The 17,517-nt window shown below is 60.6% G+C and carries 16 protein-coding genes; 11 read left to right on the top strand and 5 right to left on the bottom strand.

Translation table 11 applies throughout. The features are described from left to right. Positions 1-153: 153 nt before the first annotated feature. The 6 genes from PNAP_RS05305 (at position 154) to PNAP_RS05280 (ending at position 10,195) form a co-directional block, all read left to right on the top strand. Positions 154-3,471, top strand: a complete 3,318-nt coding sequence (locus PNAP_RS05305; RefSeq protein WP_041376541.1) for a transglutaminase family protein — start codon at positions 154-156, stop codon at positions 3,469-3,471. A 78-nt stretch (positions 3,472-3,549) separates the two neighbouring features. Continuing rightward, positions 3,550-6,102, top strand: coding sequence for a circularly permuted type 2 ATP-grasp protein (locus PNAP_RS05300; RefSeq protein ID WP_011800475.1), 2,553 nt, complete (start codon positions 3,550-3,552; stop codon positions 6,100-6,102). After that, on the top strand, positions 6,099-7,097 hold the full coding sequence (locus PNAP_RS05295) for a transglutaminase family protein (RefSeq protein ID WP_011800474.1): 999 nt from the start codon (positions 6,099-6,101) through the stop codon (positions 7,095-7,097). Before PNAP_RS05300 ends, PNAP_RS05295 begins: the two co-directional genes overlap by 4 nt. Before the next feature lie 94 nt (positions 7,098-7,191). Further along, the gene (locus tag PNAP_RS05290) at positions 7,192-8,124 is read left to right on the top strand and encodes an SHOCT domain-containing protein (protein WP_011800473.1); all 933 of its coding nucleotides are present in this window, start codon (positions 7,192-7,194) and stop codon (positions 8,122-8,124) included. A 126-nt stretch (positions 8,125-8,250) separates the two neighbouring features. Beyond that, entirely contained in the window at positions 8,251-9,135 is an 885-nt protein-coding gene (locus PNAP_RS05285) for a transglutaminase family protein (RefSeq protein ID WP_041376540.1), read from the top strand. 163 nt (positions 9,136-9,298) lie between these two features. Continuing rightward, a complete protein-coding gene (locus PNAP_RS05280) occupies positions 9,299-10,195 on the top strand; it encodes a transglutaminase-like domain-containing protein (RefSeq protein WP_011800471.1) in 897 nt (298 codons plus the stop codon). Between the two features lie 96 nt (positions 10,196-10,291). On the opposite strand, the gene galE is transcribed toward PNAP_RS05280, so the two are convergent. Then, entirely contained in the window at positions 10,292-11,302 is a 1,011-nt protein-coding gene (gene galE / locus PNAP_RS05275; RefSeq protein WP_011800470.1) for a UDP-glucose 4-epimerase GalE, read from the bottom strand. Positions 11,303-11,406: 104 nt separating this feature from the next. On the opposite strand from galE, the gene PNAP_RS28300 reads away from it, so the two are divergent. Together PNAP_RS28300 and PNAP_RS05270 are read left to right on the top strand one after the other, a co-directional pair. Next, on the top strand, positions 11,407-11,553 hold the full coding sequence (locus tag PNAP_RS28300; protein WP_083758019.1) for a ribbon-helix-helix domain-containing protein: 147 nt from the start codon (positions 11,407-11,409) through the stop codon (positions 11,551-11,553). Then, positions 11,550-12,617 (top strand): RNA-guided endonuclease InsQ/TnpB family protein, encoded by a 1,068-nt coding sequence (locus PNAP_RS05270; RefSeq protein WP_011800469.1) that lies wholly within the window; start codon positions 11,550-11,552, stop codon positions 12,615-12,617. The genes PNAP_RS28300 and PNAP_RS05270 overlap by 4 nt, the downstream gene beginning before the upstream one ends. 277 nt (positions 12,618-12,894) lie before the next feature. On the opposite strand, the gene ypfJ is transcribed toward PNAP_RS05270, so the two are convergent. Then, a complete protein-coding gene (gene ypfJ / locus PNAP_RS05265; RefSeq protein WP_011800468.1) occupies positions 12,895-13,785 on the bottom strand; it encodes a KPN_02809 family neutral zinc metallopeptidase in 891 nt (296 codons plus the stop codon). Between the two features lie 184 nt (positions 13,786-13,969). After that, complete coding sequence (locus PNAP_RS05260) at positions 13,970-14,305, bottom strand: hypothetical protein (protein ID WP_157040215.1); 336 nt, start codon at positions 14,303-14,305, stop codon at positions 13,970-13,972. A 385-nt stretch (positions 14,306-14,690) separates the two neighbouring features. Between PNAP_RS05260 and PNAP_RS05255 the strand changes: the two genes are divergently transcribed. Then, the gene (locus PNAP_RS05255; protein ID WP_011800466.1) at positions 14,691-15,377 is read left to right on the top strand and encodes an outer membrane beta-barrel protein; all 687 of its coding nucleotides are present in this window, start codon (positions 14,691-14,693) and stop codon (positions 15,375-15,377) included. 55 nt (positions 15,378-15,432) lie between these two features. Here PNAP_RS05255 and PNAP_RS05250 read toward each other — a convergent pair whose 3' ends face one another. Continuing rightward, positions 15,433-15,645: a DUF2788 domain-containing protein gene (locus tag PNAP_RS05250; protein ID WP_011800465.1), complete on the bottom strand. Its 213-nt coding sequence runs from the start codon at positions 15,643-15,645 to the stop codon at positions 15,433-15,435. Next, positions 15,645-16,511, bottom strand: coding sequence for a DUF2189 domain-containing protein (locus tag PNAP_RS05245; protein WP_011800464.1), 867 nt, complete (start codon positions 16,509-16,511; stop codon positions 15,645-15,647). The genes PNAP_RS05250 and PNAP_RS05245 overlap by 1 nt, the downstream gene beginning before the upstream one ends. Positions 16,512-16,679: 168 nt before the next feature. On the opposite strand from PNAP_RS05245, the gene PNAP_RS05240 reads away from it, so the two are divergent. Next, entirely contained in the window at positions 16,680-17,048 is a 369-nt protein-coding gene (locus tag PNAP_RS05240; protein ID WP_011800463.1) for a TraR/DksA family transcriptional regulator, read from the top strand. A 43-nt stretch (positions 17,049-17,091) separates the two neighbouring features. Further along, complete coding sequence (locus PNAP_RS05235; protein ID WP_011800462.1) at positions 17,092-17,466, top strand: hypothetical protein; 375 nt, start codon at positions 17,092-17,094, stop codon at positions 17,464-17,466. Positions 17,467-17,517: the final 51 nt, after the last annotated feature.

Raw genomic sequence — 17,517 nt, 5'->3', positions numbered from 1 at the left:
TTTTAACCGCCTTGTTTGGTGATCCGGCTTGAACGGATAGAGTCAAGGTCAATAAAAGTCTGGGCATGAATCGTGCGTTCTGGACAAGTTTTTAGCTCCCTAGCGATGCGGCCTGTCCGCGTCGCGCCCACCACCCATCGAAAGGCACCTCCAATGGCAATCCGTGTTGCGCTGCACCACAAAACCAGCTACCACTATGATCGCCTGGTTTCCCTGTCACCGCATGAAGTTCGCCTGCGTCCGGCGCCTCATGCGCGTACCCCGATTCTTTCGTATTCGCTGACCGTCACACCAGAAGACCACTTCATCAACTGGCAGCAGGATCCTTACGGCAATTACATTGGCCGCTACGTATTTCCTGAAAAATCGGACAAGCTGGAATTCACGGTTGACCTGGTGGCGGACATGACCGTCATCAATCCATTTGATTTCTTCGTCGAAAAATATGCTGAATTTTTCCCATTCAGTTACCCGGTCCAGCTCACGGCCGAGTTAAGCCCCTATTTGAAGACGGAAGAGCCTGGCGAATTGCTGGTCGAATGGGTCGCAGCGGCCCGTCGCGATATTCTGAAGAAAAACCTGGCGACCAACGACTTTCTGGTGGCTGTCAATCAACGGCTCCAGGGTGATATTGCCTATTTGCTGCGGATGGAGCCTGGCGTGCAAACACCCGAGGACACCCTGCAAAAACGCTCGGGCTCGTGCCGCGACACCGGCTGGTTGCTGGTGCAAATTTTTCGCGAGATGGGCTTGGCGGCACGCTTTGTGTCGGGTTACCTGATTCAGTTGCGTGCTGATCAGGCATCGCTCGACGGCCCCAGCGGAACCGAAGTTGACTTTACCGACCTGCATGCCTGGACCGAGGTGTATATCCCCGGCGCAGGCTGGATTGGACTGGACCCGACCTCAGGCATGCTGGCCAGTGAAGGCCATATTCCGCTGGCCTGTACCGCCATGCCGTCATCGGCGGCCCCGGTCACCGGCTTTACCGACAAGGCCGAGGTCACATTCTTTCATGAAATGACGATCACGCGCATTCACGAAGATCCGCGCGTGACCAAGCCTTACAAGGAAGAAGACTGGCAAAAAATCGACCTGCTCGGCCAGCAGGTTGACGCGGATCTGAAGCGCCAGGATGTGCGCCTGACCCAAGGCGGCGAGCCTACGTTTGTTTCCATCGACGATATGGATGGAGCCGAATGGAATACCCTGGCGCACGGCGATAAAAAACGCGAACTGGCCGGCCAGCTCATGCACCGCCTGAAAAATCATTTTGCGCCCGGGGGCATGCTGCATTACGGACAGGGAAAATGGTATCCGGGCGAGCCCTTGCCACGCTGGGCCTTGAACATCTATTGGCGCATCGACGGTCAACCGATGTGGCTCGACCCCACGCTGTTTTCGGATGAGAACAAGAACGACGGCTATGGTTATGAAGATGCCGAACGCTTTGCCGCTGAACTGGTCAAGTCACTGGGCCTGCCGGCTTTCAGCCAGATTCCGGCTTATGAGGACGTCGTTCAGCAAGCTCATCTGGAGCAAGGGCTGCCAGTCAACCTGGACCCACTCCAGGTTGACCTGAAGGCGTCGGAGCAGCGGCGGCGCCTGGCGCGCCTGCTGGAAACGGGCCTGGGCCAGGTCGTGGGCTATGTCTTGCCGTTAAAACCCAAGGACCTGGACCCCAATATCGCATTGGGCACGGCCTGGCGCACTTCCCCATGGCCGCTCAAACGCGATCACCTGTACCTGACCGAAGGCGACTCGCCCATGGGACTGCGCCTGCCTTTGAATGCGCTTCCCTGGGTGCTGCCCGAAGAAAAGGAGCCCGAGTTTGATGTGGATCCGTTCGCTCCCCGGACCGCACTGGATGCCGGGCAAAAGGAAAAGCGGGCCGCCCTCAAGGCCAGGAAACCTGCTCCGGTCGATGGCAACCCCGAGCCACGCGACGTGATTCATACCGCGCTGTGCGTGCAGGTGCGCAATGGACGCCTGCATGTATTCATGCCGCCAGTCCAACGCATCGAGGACTACCTGGCCCTGGTCACTTCCGTTGAAAATACCGCCGCCAAGCTGAAACTGAAACTGTGGATTGAAGGCTATCCGCCTCCGCGCGACCCGCGCATCAAGCTGCTCAGCGTGACGCCCGATCCCGGCGTCATCGAGGTGAACATTCACCCGGCGGCCAGCTGGAACGAGCTGGTCTACAACATGACTACCTTGTATGAAGAGGCGCGACTCACGCGCCTTGGCACTGAAAAGTTCATGGTCGATGGCCGGCACACCGGCACAGGTGGTGGCAACCACGCCACGCTCGGCGGCGCAACGGCCGAAGACAGTCCGATGCTGCGCCGCCCGGACCTGCTCAAGAGCCTGATCACCTACTGGCAAAACCATCCGGCGCTGTCCTATCTGTTTTCAGGCACGTTCATCGGCCCCACCAGCCAGGCGCCCCGGGTTGACGAAGCACGGGACGACAACCTGTACGAACTGGCCATTGCCTTCCAGCAGATGGACAAGGTGCTGCCCACCATGCAGCCCGGCGACAAGCCCTGGATGGTGGACCGCTTGCTGCGCAATTTGCTGGTGGACCTGACCGGAAATACGCACCGCTCGGAATTCTCCATCGACAAGCTGTATTCGCCCGATGGCCCGACCGGCCGTTTGGGGCTGGTCGAATTCCGCGCCTTCGAGATGCCGCCGCACGAGCGCATGAGCTTGCTGCAAATGCTGTTGCTGCGCGCGCTGGTGGCCCGTTTCTGGCGCCAGCCCTACCAGGCCAAGCTGGTGCACTGGGGAACGGCATTGCATGACCGCTGGATGCTGCCGCACTTTGTGGCGCAGGACATCCGCGACGTGGTCAAGGATTTGCGCGCCGCAGGCTATGCGTTTGAAGAGCACTGGTTCGATCCTTTCATCGAATTCCGTTTCCCGCGTTTTGGCACGGTGGTCTATGAGGGCGTGGAAATGGAATTGCGCCAGGCCATCGAGCCCTGGAATGTGCTGGGTGAGGAAATGACCGGCGGCGGCACCGCGCGCTATGTCGATTCGTCGGTGGAGCGCATGCAGCTGCTGGTGCGCGGACTGACCGACGGGCGCCACGTGATTGCCTGCAATGGTCGCATGCTGCCCTTGCATCCGACCGGCATTCCGGGCGAATACGTGGCGGGTGTCCGCTTTCGCGCCTGGAGTCCGTGGTCGGCCCTGCATCCGACCATCCGGGTGCAGGCGCCCTTGACGTTTGACCTGGTCGATACCTGGAGCGGCCGCGCCATTGGCGGCTGCACCTACCATGTCACGCATCCGGGCGGACGCAGCGAGGAAAGTTCGCCCATCAATGCCAACGCTGCCGAAGCACGCCGATTTGCCCGCTTTTGGGCGCATGGGCATACACCGGGACCGATGAGCGTGTATAAGGAAGAGTTGAATCCAGGCTTTCCCATGACGCTCGACTTGCGTTGGCAGCCTTACTGACCGTAGCCTGGCGCGTCCCACAACGCGGATGGTTCATTCTGAGCCATCCGCGTTTTTGCAAGAGAAATATCCGATCCCATGTTGAATCAACTACTTGCCGATTACCCAGCTTCGCCAGATAGTTTTGATGAAATGCTGGATGCTTCAAGCCAGCCACGCGCGCACTGGCGCACCCTGTTGGACAGCCTGGCTCACGAAGCCCCCGACGTCATGCGCAAACGCACCGAATCGGTGCGACGCCAGGTGCGCGAAAACGGCGTGACCTACAACGTCTATACCGATGACAAGGGGATGCAGCGCCCCTGGGATTTGAATGTGCTGCCGATGATTCTGCCGCACGACGAATGGGCGGGCATCGAGGCAGCCGTCATTCAGCGGGCCACGCTGATGAACCGGCTTCTGATCGACGTCTATGGCGAGCAGAAAATGCTCGAAGAAAGGCTATTGCCACCGGCGCTGATTCATGGCCATGCCGGCTTCCTGCGCCCATGCCATGGCATCCGGCACAAAGACGGCATTGCCTTGCACTTTTACGCCATTGATCTGGCCCGCGCGCCCAACGGGCGCTGGTGGGCAGTGGCCGACCGGACGCAGGCGCCCTCCGGGGCCGGCTACGCACTTGAAAACCGTTCCGTCATTTCACGCACTTTTCCTGACTTGCTGCGTGATTTGAAGGTCCAGCACCTGGCAGGCTTTTTTGACACCATGCGCGACAGCCTGGCCCAATGGGGGCGCCAATGCGCGGCCAACGGCAGCGGCGGGGTTCCGCTACGCAACAGCGAAGAGCCCCTGATTGTGCTGCTCACACCCGGTCCCTATAACGAAACCTATTACGAGCAGGCCTATCTGGCGCGCTATCTTGGATTGCCACTGGTCGAGGGCAGCGACCTGACGGTGCGCAACGGAATGGTATGGCACAAGACCTTGTCCGGCATGCAGCGCGTCCATGTGATCATGCGCCGTGTCGATGATGATTATTGCGACCCGCTTGAATTGCGGACAGACTCCGCGCTGGGCGTGGCCGGATTGACCGATGCGGCAAGACGCGGCAATGTGCTGATTGCCAACAGCCTCGGATCAAGCCTGCTGGAATCGGGCGCGTTGCTCGGCTTCTTGCCGGCCCTGTGCAAGCGCCTGCTCGGCGAGCCATTAAAGATGCCTTCCGTGGCCACCTGGTGGTGCGGTGAGCCCGCCGCACTGGAAGAGGTGATCAAGAGGCTGGACCATCTCATCATCAAGCCAAGCGTTCCCCAGCTTCGGCAATTTCCCGTCTTTGGCAAAGACCTGACGGGCAATGCGCGCACGGCGTTCATCGACATGCTGCGTGCCAATCCCAAAAACTATGTGGCCCAGGAACTGGTCCGGCTGTCACAGGCGCCGGTATGGAAACCCGGTGCTGCCAGCGGTCTGAGCGCTCGCGCCATCGGCCTTCGGGTCTATGCCTGCGCCACGCCCAAAGGTTATGTGGTGATGCCCGGGGGGCTGACCCGGGTGGCAACAGGCTCGGACTCGCGCATCATCACCATGCAGCGGGGCGGTGGCAGCAAGGACACCTGGATACAGGCCAGCACACAGGCCGAGGTCCACGGCCTGCTCAAACGCACCATCACCAGCCAGGACTTGATACGCGACGATACGCATCTGTCCAGCCGCGTGGCAGAAAATCTTTTCTGGTTCGGCCGCAATGCCGAACGCTGCGACAACACCGCCCGCCTGTTGCGGGTCACGCTGAATTTCCTGTTCAATGTCGGGCCCGCAAACCGTGGCGACGAGTGGCCGACAGTCGTGGCGCTGTGCACATGGTTCGGTCTGATCGACTCCCGGGAACAGGCGCAAAGTCAGGGCCAGGGGCAGTCTGCCGAGTCCGCGGCCATCCTGAACGATGCACGCATTGAAGCCGCACTGATGCAGGCCGTGGTATCACCAGACGTTTCAGGACTGGCCAGGCAGCAGCAGCAACTCTACAGCAGTGCCAGCCAGTTGCGCGAACGTTTCTCGGTTGACAACTGGCGCGCACTCAACCAGATGGTGCAGAGCGTGTCCGGCGCCGACCACCAGTTGTCCCAATCGGAGGCGATGACCATTCTCGACGATGCGACAACCGCATTGATGACCATGTCCGGGTTCGCACTCGATGGCATGACCCGCGACCTGGGTTGGCGTTTCCTTTCCCTGGGGCGGCGCCTGGAGCGCCTGCAATTTCAGACCGTTTCGCTGCAGCATGCGCTTGGCATGCAAGCGAATGGCAATCTGGACTGGCTGCTGGAGCTGTCCGACTCCATCATCACCTACCGCGCACGCTATCGGGCGCAGCCCGAATGGCTGCCGGTGCTTGACCTGCTTTTGCTCGACGAGAGCAACACCCGCTCCATCCTGTTCCAGCTCGACGGCGTCCTGAAAAGCCTGAAAAAAATATCGCTGAACTACGGCCCGTGCGGCGAAGAGCAACTGAGGCTGCTGAAGAACGAATTGGTCGCGCTGACGCCTGATACGGACTTGTATTGCGGCAATGTGCACTTGATTGACCTTTTGTACCGTATCCAGATTGCCAGTGCGCAGATGTCAGAGCACATCAGCGTGCAGTTTTTTAGCTACACCGGCAATCATCAAACCAGGATACAGACAGCATGACCGATTCATCAGCGTGCGCCGCTGCCTGCGCGCGTTACCGTGTGGTGCACGAAACCCGGTACGCTTACCAAAGCGTGGTCACGCTCTCGCAGCAATACCTGCACATGACGCCGCGCTCTTTCGCGTACCAGCACATCGAGTCGCATGAGACTTGGGTGAGCCCGATAGAAAACGATGGCGTCGATGGGCTTGATTATTTCGGCAACAAAACCCGGCAAATCACGATCACCGCGCCGCATCAAACGCTGCTGGTGCATGCCGAATCGACGGTCGCGCTGATGCAGAGACACGATCTTTCCCGGATCAGGGGGACTTCTTCATGGGAGAGCCTGCGCGACCGGCTGCAGCAAGGCACGGACGCTACCATGCTTGATGCCTACCGCTACCTGTACGCCTCGCCCCATGTGAATTGCAGCACGGATCTCGAACAGTACGCGCGCATCAGTTATACACAGGGCCGGCCACAGCTTGAGGCCGCACTGGACTTGACGCAGCGCATTTTTGACGAGTTTGAATTCGACGATACGGCGACCGATATTTCCACGCCGCTGGACGACGTGCTGAAAGGCCGCCGGGGCGTTTGCCAGGACTTTGCCCAGTTGATGATCGGCTGCTTGCGAAGCCTGGGCCTGCCTGCGCGTTATGTCAGCGGCTACATCCTGACGCACCCGCCTGCGGGCCAGCCGCGCCTGGTGGGTGCCGATGCGTCCCATGCCTGGGTATCGGTCTTTTGCCCGGGGCTCGGATGGGTTGATTTCGACCCGACCAACCGCTGCATCGTGCAGCGCGATCACATCACGCTGGGTTGGGGGCGTGACTTCAGCGATGTCACACCGATGCGCGGCGTGGTTCTGGGGGGCGGGGAGCAGGAACTTGAGGTACGGGTCACGGTGACGCCCCTGCTCCTGAATGGCATGGAGCAGCAAAGCAGCGCGGAGCATTGGCAAATTGCCATGGGTGAGGGGGGGCCGCAAGGCCGCACCGCATCCCGTTAAGCCCGGCAACACTTTAAAACCCGGCAAGCCCCCAGCCTCGGTGAAAAATACTTTTCGCTGTAGCTTTATTCATTTCACATACCGAACGGTCACCATGAAACAACTTTCAACCAGCGGCCAGCAGGCCATCAACGACATTGCCCAGCGCCACGGATTCAGCACGGATGCAGTCTCAAGCATGCTTGAATCCGTCATCAACGGCAACGGCAGCATGGCGCAATTCAACCACCCCGAGTTCAGCGGCTCCGGCCAGTGGATGAGCGGCGGCATGACCATGGTGTCCGACATGTTCAACAGCCAGCTCAAGGGCCGCGTCGATTCCCTGTGTTCCGAGCTGGCCCGGCTGGTGGCGAACCAGCCCGACCTGCTCAGGAGCGGAAACTTCCAGTCGCAAAACCAGGGCGGCCAGCAGCAGAGCAACCATGCCGGCGAGCCATTCCAGAACAACGGCCAGGCGGCAATGAACCCTTCGGCAAGCCTGTTTGTGCCTCCCGCCCCCGGCACGTCGCCCGACTGGTGGCCGTCTGATCTGCGCTGGCCCAACAGCACCGGCGCCCAGAACGGCGTTCGCTATGCCTACTTCGCGCAGGCGCGCCGGCTGGTCATCGAGCTGAACGGCACAGTGACCGTCTATGACACCCAGGACCACCAGATCGGCGGGTTTTCACAGCAGCAATCCTACGGCGGCTCGGTCAATTTTTCCAGCCAGTACGGAATGCTTGATGTGACCCGGCTGCCCATCGTGTCGGTCGATGGCGTTCAACAGAACACCAACGGCTTTGCCAATGCGCAGGCCACGGGTTTAGGGTTTGTCCCCGAAAATTTGCCGCCCGCACAGGTTTCACAGCCCTCCCCGCCTTCCTCGCCCGCTTTCAATTCCGCAGCGCAACAGCGCTCCGGCAACGCCACAGCAGGCGATGCGGATATTTTCCTCATGATCGAGAAGCTTGCCGACTTGCGCAGCCGGGCCATCGTCAGCGACGAAGAATTCAATGCGAAGAAAACTGAATTGCTGGCGCGGCTGTAGCCTGGGCCAACAGATCATCAAGCAGGGCAGTAGGACGCCTCCGACAGGCTGCACTGACAACGCCTGATGGCGTACTTGCATCAAAAAGCGCACCCTCTTGAGGCTGCACACCACCAAAGTCCTGAAGTGTCCGCCATCTTTGACATCACCCACACCACCCATTACCGATATGCCAGTTCGGTCAGGCTTGGCGAGCACCTTGTGCAGTTTCGCCCCCGTGACAGCCATGACCTGCGGGTGCTGGCAACCGACATGCGGGTCAACCCTGAGCCGGTGGACATTCGCATGTTTCAGGATGCCTACTCCAATTCCATCGCCCTCATCCAACCACAAAGCCCGGCGGCCGAACTTCAAGTGGTCTGCTCGTCTTCGGTCGAACACACCGGCACCCGCGCAGTCAACTTTCCCATGAGCCTGCGGGCACGGCGGTTTCCGCTGGCTTACGACGACGAGGAGCGCCTGGTGCTGCGCCATTTCATGACCCCGTTCTACAACGACCCCACCGGCATGCTGCAGGCCTGGGCCAACCAGTTCATTCGGCCCAACGGAGAAACCGGCACACGCGAGCTGCTGGTGGAGATGACCGAATTCATCCGCAACACCATGCGCTATCAGGCGCGCTTCAGCCGTGGCGTGCAGACGCCCTATGACACCTTGCGCCTGAAAAGCGGTGCCTGCCGCGACTTTGCCACACTGATGATCGAGGCCGTTCGCCGGCTCGGCTATGCCGCGCGCTTCGTCTCGGGCTATCTCTACACCCCGTGGCGGGACACCGCGAAGCAGCAAAACATGGGCAACGGCTCCACGCACGCCTGGGTACAGGTTTATCTGCCCGACGCGGGCTGGATTCCGTTCGACCCCACCAACAACCTGATCGGCGGCACCGACCTGATCAGTGTCAGCGTGGCCCGGCACGCCAGCCAGGCCACGCCGCTCAGCGGATCATGGCACGGTTATCCGGGCGACTTTCTGGGCATGGACGTCAACGTCCAGGTGCGCAAACGGCCTTGATCGCCAGGCTCAATGGTTTTCATTGCCGGGCTTCGTCCTACAAAACCACCTGCCGCCTGCCGATACGCCAGCCCGTGCAATGCGGCTTTAATCAAGGGTTAGCCGATTCAGCCTGAGCCATGCCTCCATGCCTCAAGCCCGTCCTATCGTCCCAGGAACCCAGATGCTTGATATTCAAAACAACGTCAACAATGCCATGCCGCCCCAGAGCGGCGCCTTGCCCGTCAGCAATGCCATGCAGCCGCCCAACAGCAATCGCCTGCAAATCGACTGCACACTCGACTACGTCATCGATGCCCCCTCCGAATTTGTCTTCCTGATTCATGTGGCGCAAGGCATGGGCCAGACCCTGGTTCAGGAAAATCTGCAGCTTCACCCGCCAGTCCCGTTCCACACTTTTTCCGATGACCGCTCAGGCAACCGTTTTCTTCGGCTGCAGGCCCAGGCAGGCCCGTTCAAGGTGGTTTACCGGGCCTTGGTGGACCGCCTGATCGAGCCCGACAACCTGAACGCCCCGGAAGTGCCGGTGCATGACATTCCCGACGACGTGCTGCACTTCCTGACTCCCACGCGCTATTGCGAGTCCGACCTTCTGGGGCCGAATGCTGCCGAGCTGTTCGGCCGGCTTCCCCAAGGCTATTCGCGCGTGCAGGCCATCTGCGAGTGGGTGCGCGGCAACATCGAATACCGCATCGGCTCGACCACGGCCACGACCACGGCGCGCGACGTTTTCATGCAGCGCGCGGGCGTCTGCCGCGACTTTGCGCATCTGGCGGTCACCTTTTGCCGGGCGCTGAACATTCCAGCCCGGCTGGTCAGCGGATATGCCACCTTTGACGAGCCGCCGCCGGACTTTCACGCCATCTTTGAAGCCTACCTTGGCGGGCGCTGGGTGCTGTTCGACCCGACGGCGATGTCGCCTCTGGACCAGGTGGTGCGGCTGGCCAGCGGGCGGGATGCCAAGGATGTGGCGTTTGCCACCATCTTCGGCCCCGCGCGCATGACCTCGATGAGCCCCGATGTCTTGCTGGTCAACCACAACGGGCCAGGCAACATCTAGAAGCGGGCCAGACCGGCCGCCGGAAAAGCTTGAAGTTGCTATTTAATTAATAGCTTGCAGTGCATGTACAGCATGCGCAAAATGCATTTTTTAGCATTATTTATAGCCATCCGGGTTGCCGCTTTGCCAGCGCCAGGCATCGGCGCACATGCCGGCCAGACTGTGTTTGGCGCTCCAGCCCAGCAGGGTCTTCGCCAACGCCGTTTCGGCATAGCATTGCGCCACGTCACCGGCGCGGCGCGGCGCGATCTGGTAGGGAATCGGCTGGTCGCTGGCCTGCTCGAACGCCTTCACCACCTCCAGCACGCTGTTGCCCCGGCCGGTGCCCAGGTTGACGGTGAAGCTTTCGCCCTTCTCCAGCAGCGCCTGGAGTGCGGCCACATGCCCCTCGGCCAGATCCTGCACATGGATGTAGTCGCGCACCCCGGTGCCGTCGGGCGTCGCGTAGTCGTTGCCGTACACATTCAGGAAAGGCCGCTTGCCAATCGCCACCTGCGCGACGAAAGGCATCAGGTTGTTGGGAATGCCGCTCGGGTCTTCGCCGATCAGGCCGCTGGGGTGGGCGCCCACCGGGTTGAAGTAACGCAGCACGCCCAGTCGCCACGACGCATCGGCCGCCCGCATCGCCGCCAGCATGTCCTCGATCACCAGCTTGGTGTGGCCGTAGGGGTTGGTGTGCTGGCGCGGAAAATCCTCGGTGATCGGCACCGACGCCGGGTCGCCATAGACCGTGGCGCTGCTTGAGAACACCAGCGTCCGGCAATCGGTGGCCTGCATGGCGTCGAGCAGGCTGACCGCACCGCCAATGTTGTTGCGGTAGTACTTGAGCGGCTGGGCCACGCTTTCGCCGACGGCCTTGTCGCCGGCAAAGTGCAGCACGGCGGCAATTTCATGGCGCAGCAGCAGGTCCGTGACCCATGGCGTGTCGAGCACATCGCCTTTTTCGCACACCACGGCCTGGCCGCTGATCTGCCGCAGGCGCTCAAGCACGGCCGGATGGCTGTTGGAAAAGTTGTCCAGAATGACCGGGGTGAAACCCGCTTCAATCAGCGCAACACAGGTATGACTGCCGATGTAGCCGGCGCCGCCGGTTAAAAGTATGTTCATCAGTTGAATTCCTGAGAAACCCCGGCCTTCAGGCCGGGGAGGTAGAGGGCGGCAGCGAAGCTGCCGGGCTGCTGTATTTGCATCTTTCTTACTCCTTTTGATGGATGTACGATGTGGGTATGAAAAGAACCAATATATACCTTACCGAGCCCTCAGTAGAAAGACTCCAGGCTTTGTCTGCGCAAACGGGTCTTTCGGTCGCAGAGTTGATTCGCCGCGCCATTGACGACTTCCTGAAAAAGCAAAAATGATCCTGGTGTACAGATACCGGGTGAAGTCGCTCACTGGCTTGCTGAACCAGCAAAGCCGGGCGGTGAACTTCGTCTGGAACTTCTGCAACGACCGGCAAAAAGACGCCTTGCGTTTTGGCCGGCCCTGGCATACCGGGTTCGATCTGAACAAGCTCACCAGCGGCGCTAGCCGTGAACTTGGGCTGCATTCGGGTACGGTGAACGCTGTGTGCGAGCAGTACGCCAAGTCGCGCAGCCAGAAAAAGCGCCCCTGGTTGCGCTATCGCGGGAAGAAGTCCTTGGGCTGGGTGCCCCTCAAGGGCCGCGAACTCAAGCGCGAAGGCGATGCATTTCGCTTTGCGGGCAACACTTTTCGCGTATTCAACAGCCGCGCGCTGCCCGCAGGCAAGATCAAGGACGGGACGAACTTCTCCAGAGACAGCCGGGGCCACTGGTTTTTGAACATCGTGATCGAGGTGCAAGCTGTTGCGGCTGATGTTCGCCAGCCCGTCAAGGGCGTTGGCATTGATTTGGGCCTCAAGGACTTCGCCACCCTGTCCACGGGCGAGAAGATTAAAACCCAGCGCATCTACCGGGGCGCCGAACAAGCGCTGGCAGTTGCGCAGCGGGCGAACAAAAAGAAACGCGTCACGGCGATACACGCGCAGATGGCCCATCGCCGCAACGACTTTCACCACCAGCTCAGCACCCGGCTGGTGCGCGAGTTTGACTACATTGCGGTGGGTAACGTGAACGCCGCAGGACTTGCCAAAACGACCATGGCCAAGTCCGTTCTCGATGCGGGCTGGTCGTCCTTCAGAAGTCAACTCGCGTACAAGGCTGTTAAGCATGGCGCGTGGTTTGAAGAAGTGAGTGAGAGTTATACAACCCAGACCTGTTCGGATTGCGGCGCCTTGCCCGATTCGAGGCCGAAAGGTATCGCAGGCCTTGGAATAAGGAACTGGACTTGTTCGGAGTGTGGAGGTGTGCATGATCGCGATGTGAATGCCGCCAGAAATATCCTGAAGAAGTTTGGTTCCCGTGCCGGGCATGGCACGCCAGCAGTGGGAATCCCCGTCCTGTAGGGCAGGGAGGATGTCAAGAGGTAATGCCCAATAAAGGTGGGAGATGCCTGAAGGATGGTGACTGGCCTGACTGCAGCCATCGTACCGGGCTGAGGATCCGGTCATGCATTTTATGCGCCTGATTTCGACAAAATCATGATGAAATAAGGCTTCTGCGCAATGCCAGACTGCATAAAGTGCTATGAATTCAGGAGTTAAACAGGTTTCTGCAAAAAAACCTGGACTTCGCTAAAACAGCATCCCTGAAGACTCGCGCCCAACCATCATCGGCGGGGTTTTATAAATTCCGGGCGCCGAAGGTGTCGCAGGCCTTGACGGTGCCGTTTTTAAGGCCGGCATCAAACCAGCGTTGGCGCTGGGCGCTGGTGCCGTGGGTAAAGCTGTCGGGCACCACGGCGCCGCCGCCGGAGCGCTGCAGGGCATCGTCGCCAATCTTGGCTGCCGCGTTCATGGCCTCTTCCACGTCGCCCTGCTCCAGGATCTGGCGGGCGCTTTGCGCATGGTTGGCCCAGACGCCGGCAAAGCAGTCGGCCTGCAACTCCAGGCGCACGCTCAGGGCGTTGTATTCGACCTTGCTGACGCGGCCACGCATCTGGTCCATCTTGCCGCTGATGCCCAGCAGGTTCTGCACATGGTGGCCGACCTCATGGGAAATCACATAGGCCTGGGCAAAATCACCGGGTGCGCCGAGCTTGTTTTTCAGGGTTTCGTAAAAACCGAGGTCGATGTACACCTTCTGGTCGCCGGGGCAGTAAAAAGGCCCCATCGCCGCCTGGCCCTGGCCGCAGGCGGTTTGCGTCGCGCCGCGAAACAGCACCAGCCGGGGTTCCTGGTAAGTGCCGCCGCTTTTGGCGAACACGTCTTTCCAGACATCTTCGGTATCGGCCAGCACGGTAGAGACAAATGCGGCCATACGGTCATCGGCCGGCGGCCTTTGCGCGGGGGTTTGCTGCTGCACCTGCGCGGTGGGCGCACCGCCTCCGCTCAGCATGCTCAAAAGGGTGAGCGGATTGATGCCCAGAACCCAGCCGCCCAGCAGCGCCACCACGATGGTGCCAATGCCGATGCTGCGCCCACCCAGCAGGCCGCCACCACCGCCGAAACCGCCGCCATCGTCGCTGCGCCGGTCTTCGACATTGTCAGATTCTCGATTGCCTTCCCATTTCATAGTGCCTCCGTGTACAGGGTAATGAACGCGCCGGGGCTACTGGCGGGCAGCCCGCACGAAAGGGAAATACTCAAGGGCTGGCAGCCAGGCCAGACTGTGCTGTTGGAATCATTCATGCGCCCATGGTAGCCAATCCGGCTCGATGAGGGTTGCTGGCCCGGACTGGTGCCGCATGCAGCCTGCATCACTGACGGGCAAACGCGGCCTGCATGAAGCCCTGGGCGTTGGGGGTGGCCGGCATGCTGGCTTCACCTTGTGCCGCAAGCTGGGAAATCTGGGGAAGCTGCACATTGGCTTGCATTTCAGTCTCGGGCGTATAGGTCGAATAAGGGGTTAGGGATGCGTTCACCTGCTCGATGCATTGCCTGCGTGCCGCACCCGAGTAGCTTGCCGAGCAGTTTGACAGGGCGATTTGCGCAGCGTTGTACTGCGCCTGGCGAAGATGGGCTTGCTCAACCTGTCCGCTCACCACCTGCACCAGGGCAGCCAGCAGCGACAGGAACGCAAGACTGGCGGCCACGGCAAGCAAAGCCCTGGAAGGAAGCCTGTCAACTTTTTTTACATGATCTGAAAACATCGCCCAACTCCGCTTTGTAACGCTGGACCGATGCTACTGGCCAGGCTGGGTGGCGAGTCCGGTTATTTTCGCCTCAATATGTAGGATAAAAGCGTCTTCACCGAGGTCGTGCCTTCCAAAGGCCGGGCTGCATGGCTGAGCGGCCGGAGCCCACGGCCTGCGCGTCAACGCACGGGAAGGTAACAGATTCCTACATTCGTTTAAGAACGAATCCTTCAGTAAAGAGGCTGAAAACGTAAGAGTTGCAGGCAGTGTTCAGACGTAACATTGACTTACCGATGCAAGCGTCGCATGCAGCCGTCCTCCTTCTTCTTACCGAAAGCCTCTCATGAAACTGTCTCTTTTTGCCACCGCTGCCGTGTTGTGCCTGACCGGAACCGCCGCCTTTGCGCAGGCTACCCATGACGGCCGCTGGTACATTGCGCCAACCGTCGGAGTGGTTATCAATGACAACCAACGGCAAAAAGATACCGGCGGCGCAGTAGGATTGGCGGTTGGTAAAGCCTTGAACGAAAAGTGGAATGTGGAATTCGGAAGCCAGTACATCAAGCACAACTCAAATGACAAGCAAGCCAGTCTTGGTGTCGATGGCCTGTATTTCTTCAACCGCAACCCCGATTTCGCACCCTACGCGGTAGTCGGCCTGGGTTGGGTACGCGAGGGCTCCAATTTTGGCGGCCATAACGACAATGCGCTGCTCAAAGCCGGTTTGGGTTTCACCAAGCAGCTGACGGACAACATCGACTTTCGCACCGATGCCCGTTACCAGGTCCATGGCAACAAGGGTAACTCGGGTGGCTCGGGCAACCTGGGCGACTGGGTGATCTCCGCCGGACTGAACATTGCACTGGGCCCCAAGGCACAGGCCCCAGCCCCGGCCTATGTAGCGCCTGCCTATGTTGCCCCGGCGCCCGAGCCCATAGCAGTGACGCCACCCCCAGTCGTTGCGCCAGTTGAACCTGCGCCAGCGCCTTACGTGGCACCCCAGCGCGCCACCAAGCAAGACCGCAACTGAAAAACTGCAAATAAGCTGACCTGAAGCATGGCCGCCGGTCAAGCCGGCCCGTGCTTTATTTGCTTTCCAGCATCCACTGGATGAAGTACTTGGCGACAAAGCCCACCATGCCGAAGGCCAGCCCCAGAAAGATCACGAAAGTGCCGAACTTGCCCGCCTTGGACGACCAGGCGAGCTGGCCGATGATGAACAGCATGTAGAGCATGAAGGCCCCCACGCCGAATGACAGGCCGAAAGCTGCGACCTGCTCCTCCGAGTAACCGAACATCAGGCGGCTCCCTCGGGCGGCAGGCGTTCGGGCAGCGCGCTGGCATCCACCAGATCGCGGTAAGCGTGCCAGCTGGCATGGCCCAGCAGGGGCAGCAGCACGATCAGGCCCAGCAGCGTGCCCAGGCCCAGCAGCGTCAGACCCATGATCAGGGCCGCCCACAAGGCCAGCGGAACCGGGTTGGTCAGCACCGCCTGCCAGCTGGTCAGCACCGCCTGCAGCACATCGACCCGGCGGTCAAGCAGCAAGGGCATGGCAATCACGCTGGAGGCAAAAATCGGCGCCGCCAGCAGGCCGCCCATGGTGAGCCAGAGTTCAAACACATAGTGGCCCGGGGCCAGCACGACATGGCGCAGGAAATCCAGCGGCGTGTTGATGGGTTGCGTCGCCAGAAGGGTGATCAGCGCGGCCGACGTCAGCACCCAGCCGGTGCCGGCCAATGCCAGCAGCAGGCCAAAGCGCACCAGGCTCCAGTAGCCGCCCTTGGCCGCATAACGCGAGTATTGCCAGCGCGTCCAGGTCTGGACGATGAGCTGCGGATTGACCGGTTCGCCGCGTTCAATCGCCCGGCTGATGGCATACAGGCCGGTGGCCAGCACCGGCGCCACGACCAGGAAACCCGAAAAAGCACCGGCCAGCAGCCAGAAATGGTCACGCGCCAGCAGCACCAGCAGGCCACCAAAAGCCGCCGGAACCAGGCCATGCAGCAGGCTCAGCCAGCCGCCGCGCCGCATGTCCTGCGCGCCGCGTGCCAGCCAGATCAAAGGCTGGGCAAGGCTGATGCTGCGAATGCCGGGCAGCGCCAGGGCGCCACGGGTTGCCGGCGGCGGAAGGGGTGAAAGCGGAGGAAGTTTGGATGGAGGCACGATGGGCCTGAAGCTTACCTGCAAATTGCCTGGCGTAACTTGATGCAGGGCAACCCTGCAAGACAAAGTAAGCCATGCCCGGCAGGTATTGATGAGTGTTGACCCTTGTCAAGGCGTGGAGTTGCGCGCGGGCGCATCATGAATCCATACACAAAAGGAGATGACCCAATGACCCCACAACAAGCGACGCCCTATCGCCAGCAATTGCTGGAAATGCGCACGTCCCTCCTTGCGCAAATGAGCGAGCAGCGTGGAGGCACGCTGGGCCGTGCGCAAGCTGCCGCAGAGCATTTTGAACGCCGCGAGGATTCCAGCGCGCAAGTGGCCACCGAGCGCGAGTTGGAGTTCGCCATCGGCGAGCGTGAAACCAATGAACTGGCCATGATCGACGCAGCCCTGGCGCGCATTGAAGCCGGCACTTACGGCGAATGCATCGATTGCGGCACCGACATCACGGCGCAACGACTGCAGGCCAGCCCCGAAGTGTCGCGCTGCATTTCCTGCCAGGTAAAAGCGGAACAGCACCGTTCGGCCTGAAACCCGATTTTTAAATTTTTCACCACCCTCAAGAAAGCAATGCATGAGCACTTTTCACGCCGTTACCTGGATCGACCATTCCGAAGCCCATGTGGTGATGTTTGACCGCGAACATGTGCAGGCCCAGCGGGTCAAGTCACGCAGCCACCACAAGCACCAGGGCAAGGCCGACGACAACAGCGCTTTTTTTGCCGACATTGCCGCTGCCTTGGCCGGTACGCATGAAGTGCTGCTGGCCGGCCCGGGCCTGGCCCGCATCCAGTTCCGCGAATGGTGCAGCCAGCACCAGGCCGCCGTGGCTGGAGTCATCGTGGACTCCGTGGTGGCCGACCACCCGAGCGACGCCCAACTGGTGGCGCTGGCCCGGGAGTACTTCAAAAAATTTGACAGCATGGCCGCCGACCCTTCCCTGGCCTGACCAGCCTGCCACGCAGCTTGGTATTTCCCTGATGGTCAAGGCAGGGGGAAC

The sequence above is a fragment of the Polaromonas naphthalenivorans CJ2 genome (assembly GCF_000015505.1).
GTDB lineage: Bacteria > Pseudomonadota > Gammaproteobacteria > Burkholderiales > Burkholderiaceae_C > Polaromonas > Polaromonas naphthalenivorans.
The sequence above is the reverse complement of the archived record's forward strand: the minus strand, read 5'-3'. Positions and strand labels throughout refer to the sequence as shown.

What these genes read in the sequence shown, in the direction of transcription:
- PNAP_RS05305 (WP_041376541.1), top strand. Translation starts at nt 154, where the DNA reads ATGGCAATCCGTGTTGCGCTGCACCACAAAACCAGCTACCACTATGAT.
- PNAP_RS05300 (WP_011800475.1), top strand. Translation starts at nt 3,550, where the DNA reads ATGTTGAATCAACTACTTGCCGATTACCCAGCTTCGCCAGATAGTTTT.
- PNAP_RS05295 (WP_011800474.1), top strand. Translation starts at nt 6,099, where the DNA reads ATGACCGATTCATCAGCGTGCGCCGCTGCCTGCGCGCGTTACCGTGTG.
- PNAP_RS05290 (WP_011800473.1), top strand. Translation starts at nt 7,192, where the DNA reads ATGAAACAACTTTCAACCAGCGGCCAGCAGGCCATCAACGACATTGCC.
- PNAP_RS05280 (WP_011800471.1), top strand. Translation starts at nt 9,299, where the DNA reads ATGCTTGATATTCAAAACAACGTCAACAATGCCATGCCGCCCCAGAGC.
- galE (WP_011800470.1), bottom strand. Translation starts at nt 11,302, where the DNA reads ATGAACATACTTTTAACCGGCGGCGCCGGCTACATCGGCAGTCATACC.
- PNAP_RS28300 (WP_083758019.1), top strand. Translation starts at nt 11,407, where the DNA reads ATGTACGATGTGGGTATGAAAAGAACCAATATATACCTTACCGAGCCC.
- PNAP_RS05270 (WP_011800469.1), top strand. Translation starts at nt 11,550, where the DNA reads ATGATCCTGGTGTACAGATACCGGGTGAAGTCGCTCACTGGCTTGCTG.
- ypfJ (WP_011800468.1), bottom strand. Translation starts at nt 13,785, where the DNA reads ATGAAATGGGAAGGCAATCGAGAATCTGACAATGTCGAAGACCGGCGC.
- PNAP_RS05255 (WP_011800466.1), top strand. Translation starts at nt 14,691, where the DNA reads ATGAAACTGTCTCTTTTTGCCACCGCTGCCGTGTTGTGCCTGACCGGA.
- PNAP_RS05250 (WP_011800465.1), bottom strand. Translation starts at nt 15,645, where the DNA reads ATGTTCGGTTACTCGGAGGAGCAGGTCGCAGCTTTCGGCCTGTCATTC.
- PNAP_RS05240 (WP_011800463.1), top strand. Translation starts at nt 16,680, where the DNA reads ATGACCCCACAACAAGCGACGCCCTATCGCCAGCAATTGCTGGAAATG.
- PNAP_RS05235 (WP_011800462.1), top strand. Translation starts at nt 17,092, where the DNA reads ATGAGCACTTTTCACGCCGTTACCTGGATCGACCATTCCGAAGCCCAT.